Origin of the sequence: Microbacterium helvum (assembly GCF_014779795.1) — a bacterium.
Lineage (GTDB): Bacteria > Actinomycetota > Actinomycetes > Actinomycetales > Microbacteriaceae > Microbacterium > Microbacterium helvum.
This window is the reverse complement of the sequence record NZ_JACXZS010000024.1, coordinates 1-4,497: the sequence shown is the minus strand read 5'-3', so window position 1 is coordinate 4,497 and position 4,497 is coordinate 1. Positions and strand designations below refer to the sequence as shown.

Genomic DNA, 4,497 nt, shown 5'->3' with positions numbered 1-4,497 from the left:
CGTCCGCGGCGCCCGGCGCGGCGCCGGCGGGCGGCCACGGCTCGCCGCCCGGTGTGCGCGGCAGGCCGCGCCGCAGAGTTCCCCCGAACGTCGACATCCCGGTTACGCCTTCTTCGCCTCGAGAGCGGCGATCAGCTGCGGCACCACGTGGAACAGGTCTCCGACGACACCGAAGTCGGCGATCTCGAAGATCGGGGCGTCCGCGTCCTTGTTGATCGCGACGATCGTCTTGGCCGTCTGCATGCCGGCCTTGTGCTGGATCGCACCGGAGATGCCGATCGCGACATACAGCTGCGGCGACACCGAGACGCCGGTCTGCCCGACCTGGTACGTCTGCGGCACGTAGCCGGCGTCGACCGCCGCGCGCGACGCGCCGACCGCGGCACCCAGCACGTCGGCCAGCTGCTCGACGAGCGCGAACTTCTCGCCCGACCCGAGACCGCGACCCCCCGAGATGACCTTCGCGGCACCGCGCAGCTCGGGCCGCGACGACGACACGACGGCCTCGTCGACCGACTCCACCGTGGCCGCCCGGCGACCCGACGGGCGCACCTCGAGCGTCTCGACCTCGGCATCGGCCAGGGCCTCAGCCCTGGCGTCCACGGATCCCTGACGGATCGTGATCACCGGCGCGCCCCACGTCACCGCGGAGTCGACGTTGTACGCGCCGCCGTAGACGGAGTGATGCGCGACCACGCCCTCGGCGTCGCGCGAGACGCCGACGGCGTCCACCGCGATCCCGGCACGATTGCGTGCGGCGAAGCGGCCGGCGACATCGCGGCCCTCGACCGAGTTCGACACCAGCACCGCGTCCGGACGCACCAGATCGGCGGCCGACGTCAGCGCATCCACCCGCCCCGCGCCCAGCCCGTCGCCGGGAGCGGCGACCAGCACCGACGCGGCGCCGAGGGCGGCAGCATCCTTCGCCAGCGCCTCGTCGCCCACGATCAGCGCGACCGGCGTCCCCACCGAGGCGGCGGCGCCCAGCACCTCGGCAGCCGACTTGGCCAGCCCGCCCGAGGGCGTCGTGTCGAGCAGCACCAGGATCGAGTCATCTGCAAACGTCATGGCGCTTCCTTACGCGAGCCGGTTCTGGATGAGGAACTCCGCGAGCTTCTCGCCCGCATCGCCCTCGTCGACGATCTTCACGCCCGCCGTACGCGGGGGCTTCTCGCTCAGCCCGATGACGATCGACCGCGACGCATCCGGATCGTGCGCGTCCACGTCGAGGTCGGCGAGCGACAGGGTCTCGAACGGCTTCTTCTTGGCCGCCATGATGCCCTTGAAGTTGGGGAACCGGGCATCCGGCAGCGCCTCGGTGATCGACACCAGCGCCGGCAGGGATGCGGTCACCTGCATCGTCGCACCGTCCGACGAGCGCGTCCCGCCCACCGAGTCCTCCGTGATCTCGACCGCACTGAGGTACGTCGCCGACGGCACGTCCAGGATCTCCGCGACCATCGCGGGCAGCACGCCGCCCGAGCCGTCGGTGGACTGGTTGCCCGCGATCACCAGGTCGAACCCGGTGCGCTGCAGCGCCGCCGCCAGCACCTCCGCCGTCAGCCCGAGATCGGCACCCAGCAGCGCGTCGTCGACGACCTGGACCGCCGCCCCGGCGCCCATCGCGAGGCCCTTGCGCACCGTCGCCGACGCCGACTCGGGCGTCATCGACAGCACGACGACCTCGGTGCCCGGCGTCTTGTCGGCATACGACAGGGCGACCTCGAGAGCCCGCTCGCCGATCTCGTCGAGAACCGTCTCACTCGCCGCGCGATCGGCGAGGCCGGTCTCCAACGACAGCTTGCGATCCCCGTAGGTATCCGGGACTTCCTTGACCAGGACGACGATCTTCATGTCGATCTCCTCACGCTACGAAGAGTCTAGGGGCACGCCCGGCTCTCGTCGAACCGAGTGTCACGACTCTTGATACTGAGTCTCATCACGGCACCTCGGAGTACGGTGGAGCGAGGAGGTCGCGATGGCAGCACCGAAGCGCCTGGCGGTGGACCCGATCGCCGAGGCCAAGCGTCAGTGGATCGCGCACGGCTGGGAGCCCGCCGCCGCCGGCATGACGGCGGTCACCTCGATCATCCGTGCTCAGCAGCTGCTGTTCGCGCGCATCGACGCCACGCTCAAACCGTTCGGACTGTCGTTCGCGCGCTACGAGATGCTGCGGCTGCTCGGCTTCACCCGGGAGGGAAGGATGCCGATGGCCAGCGCCATCGCCCGGCTCCAGGTGCACCCCACCAGCGTCACGAACACCGTCGACCGCCTCACGCGCGACGGGCTGCTGTCCCGCGAGCAGCACCCCGACGACGGCCGTGCCGCGATGCTGGTCCTCACCGAGGCCGGACGCGAGCTCGTGGAGCGCGCGACCACGGCGCTCAACACCGAGGTGTTCGAGAGCCCCGGACTGAGCGACGCCGACACGACCGAGCTCGTCCGCATCATCGCCCGGTTCCGCAAGGACTCCGGCGACTTCACCGAGCCGCGCCCGCAGCCCGAGCCCCTCTGACCCCGCCTGTGCGCCGGGCGGGTCCGGAGCCGACCACCTCTGAACAGGGCGTCAGCGCCCCTGGAAGTCGGGAGCGCGCTTCTCGCGGAACGCCGCCATCCCCTCCTTCTGGTCCTCGGTGTCGAAGAGGCTCGCGAACACGTGCTTCTCCAGCCGAAGCCCTTCGGCGAGCGAGGACTCCAGCGCACCGTCCAGCACCGCCTTGGCCGCGTACAGCGCCGGCAGCCCCTTGGCGGCGATCGCTTCGGCGGTCTTCTGCGCCTCGGCGAGCAGCTCGCCGGCGGGCACCACGCGCGAGGCGAGACCCGATCGCTCGGCTTCGGCGGCATCCATCATCCGTCCGGTGAGGATGAGGTCGGCGGCCTTGTAGTAGCCGACCGCGCGCACGAGCCGCTGCGAACCGCCCATGCCGGGGATCACGCCGAGCGTGATCTCGGGCTGCCCGAACTTCGCGGTGTCGGCGGCGAGGATGATGTCGCACATCATCGCCAGCTCGCACCCGCCGCCGAGGGCGTAGCCCGACACCGCGGCGATGACCGGCGTGCGCACGGCGGCGAACTGCGTCCAGCCGCCGAAGTGGTCGCCCAGCAGCATGTCGAGCCCCGACTTGGACTCCATCTCTTTGATGTCCGCGCCGGCGGCGAACGCACGCTCCGAGCCGGTGACGACGATCGCGCCGATCCCCTCATCGGCGTCGAAGGCGGATGCCGCGGCGGTCACCTCGCGGCACACCTGCGAGTTCAGCGCGTTCAGCGCCTCGGGGCGGTTCAGCGTGATCCACCCGACGCGTCCCCGCGAATCGACGATGATCGTCTCGTACTCGGTCATGGGTCCTCCTCGACCTGCTGCATCCGATCATGCCTGCTCCGAGGCGCTCGTGCGGCACATGATCCTGCGGCATGCGATCGTAGACGACGATGACCGAACTCGAGGCGGCGGTGCGCACCGAGATCGCCCGCTGGGCCGCGGACCTCACGGGCACCGACGCCACGGAGGCCGTCGTGTCCGCCTCGCGGCGCGCCCTGCTGGTCGCCGTGCCCCGCCTGCAGGACGAGCTGGATGCCGCGACGGCCGCGCAGGCCGGCCTCTCCCTGCCCGTCGCGCCCACGCGCCCGCCGGGCCGCGCTCACAACGTGCTGGTGATCGTCGCCCTGCTGTTGGGCATGCTCGCTCCGGCGATGGTGCTGCCGGCGCGCAACGGGACCGCCTTCGATGTCGGCGACGGCGCGATCTGGATGGGCGGCTGGGCCCTCGCCTCCGTCATCTGCTTCGCGCTCGCGGCCCGCGATCAGCTGCGGTCGAAGTACCTCAACCCCCGTGTCAACGGCTCACGTGCCTTCATCCTCTTCGCGGCGATCTGGGCGGTGACCCTCGTGTACGCCGTCACCCACTGGGGCGACGTGGACCGGTACGAGCCGCTCGTCCCGATCATCGGCACCGTCCTGCTCGCAGCGTCGACCATCGGCATGGTCGTGCTGTGGACGCACGCCCGGCAGGTCGAGCGCGACTATCAGGCACAGGAGTCGGCCAGGGCGGAGAGCGGCGAGCCGCGGGACCCGCTGAAGAAGTGGTGGTCGAACGTCGCGGGTCGCCTCACGCCGGGCGAACGCGGCGCCGCCGATCGGTCGTACCGCTTCGCGCTGGCCGCGCTGGTGGACGACCGCATCATCGTCGCGGGCGACGCGCAGCGGCTCAAACGCAGGAAGCCGCCGTCGGTCTGGGCCGGCAGCATCCGCTGATCCGCTGCCCGCGTGTGCGTCATCCACATGGGGAATGGTCCCCATGTCCGGCGCGCGAAGAGTTGCCCTAGCCTTTCTGCGGGCCGGTCGCGGTCCGTTCGAGATCTGAGAGGACTGTGACATGGCTGATTTCAAGGCGTCTTATGGCGAGATGGAGACGATGGCGGGCAAGCTCGACACGGGGCGTGAAGAGATCGCCGATGTGCTGCGTCGTCTGAAGACCGATGTGGACCGTCTGCTGGG

The 4,497-nt window shown here is 70.8% G+C and carries 5 protein-coding genes; 2 read left to right on the top strand and 3 right to left on the bottom strand.

The features are described 5' to 3' along the window. Positions 1 to 102: 102 nt before the first annotated feature. Together IF188_RS19940 and IF188_RS19935 are read right to left on the bottom strand one after the other, a co-directional pair. Positions 103 to 1,068, bottom strand: coding sequence for an electron transfer flavoprotein subunit alpha/FixB family protein (locus IF188_RS19940; protein WP_191173562.1), 966 nt, complete (start codon positions 1,066 to 1,068; stop codon positions 103 to 105). 9 nt (positions 1,069 to 1,077) lie between these two features. Next, complete coding sequence (locus tag IF188_RS19935; RefSeq protein WP_191173561.1) at positions 1,078 to 1,854, bottom strand: electron transfer flavoprotein subunit beta/FixA family protein; 777 nt, start codon at positions 1,852 to 1,854, stop codon at positions 1,078 to 1,080. Between the two features lie 124 nt (positions 1,855 to 1,978). Here IF188_RS19935 and IF188_RS19930 point away from each other — a divergent pair, with 124 nt between their 5' ends. After that, positions 1,979 to 2,515 carry a MarR family winged helix-turn-helix transcriptional regulator gene (locus tag IF188_RS19930; protein ID WP_191173560.1) on the top strand — a complete coding sequence of 179 codons (537 nt, stop codon included), beginning with the start codon at positions 1,979 to 1,981 and terminating at the stop codon, positions 2,513 to 2,515. Positions 2,516 to 2,566: 51 nt separating this feature from the next. On the opposite strand, the gene IF188_RS19925 is transcribed toward IF188_RS19930, so the two are convergent. Then, a complete protein-coding gene (locus IF188_RS19925) occupies positions 2,567 to 3,343 on the bottom strand; it encodes an enoyl-CoA hydratase (protein ID WP_191173559.1) in 777 nt (258 codons plus the stop codon). 89 nt (positions 3,344 to 3,432) lie between these two features. Here IF188_RS19925 and IF188_RS19920 point away from each other — a divergent pair, with 89 nt between their 5' ends. After that, positions 3,433 to 4,254, top strand: coding sequence for a hypothetical protein (locus IF188_RS19920; protein WP_191173558.1), 822 nt, complete (start codon positions 3,433 to 3,435; stop codon positions 4,252 to 4,254). Positions 4,255 to 4,497: the final 243 nt, after the last annotated feature.

Excerpts from the sequence above, each read along its gene's own strand:
- IF188_RS19925 (WP_191173559.1), bottom strand. The coding sequence starts at position 3,343 with ATGACCGAGTACGAGACGATCATCGTCGATTCGCGGGGACGCGTCGGG.
- IF188_RS19935 (WP_191173561.1), bottom strand. The coding sequence starts at position 1,854 with ATGAAGATCGTCGTCCTGGTCAAGGAAGTCCCGGATACCTACGGGGAT.
- IF188_RS19920 (WP_191173558.1), top strand. The coding sequence starts at position 3,433 with ATGACCGAACTCGAGGCGGCGGTGCGCACCGAGATCGCCCGCTGGGCC.
- IF188_RS19930 (WP_191173560.1), top strand. The coding sequence starts at position 1,979 with ATGGCAGCACCGAAGCGCCTGGCGGTGGACCCGATCGCCGAGGCCAAG.
- IF188_RS19940 (WP_191173562.1), bottom strand. The coding sequence starts at position 1,068 with ATGACGTTTGCAGATGACTCGATCCTGGTGCTGCTCGACACGACGCCC.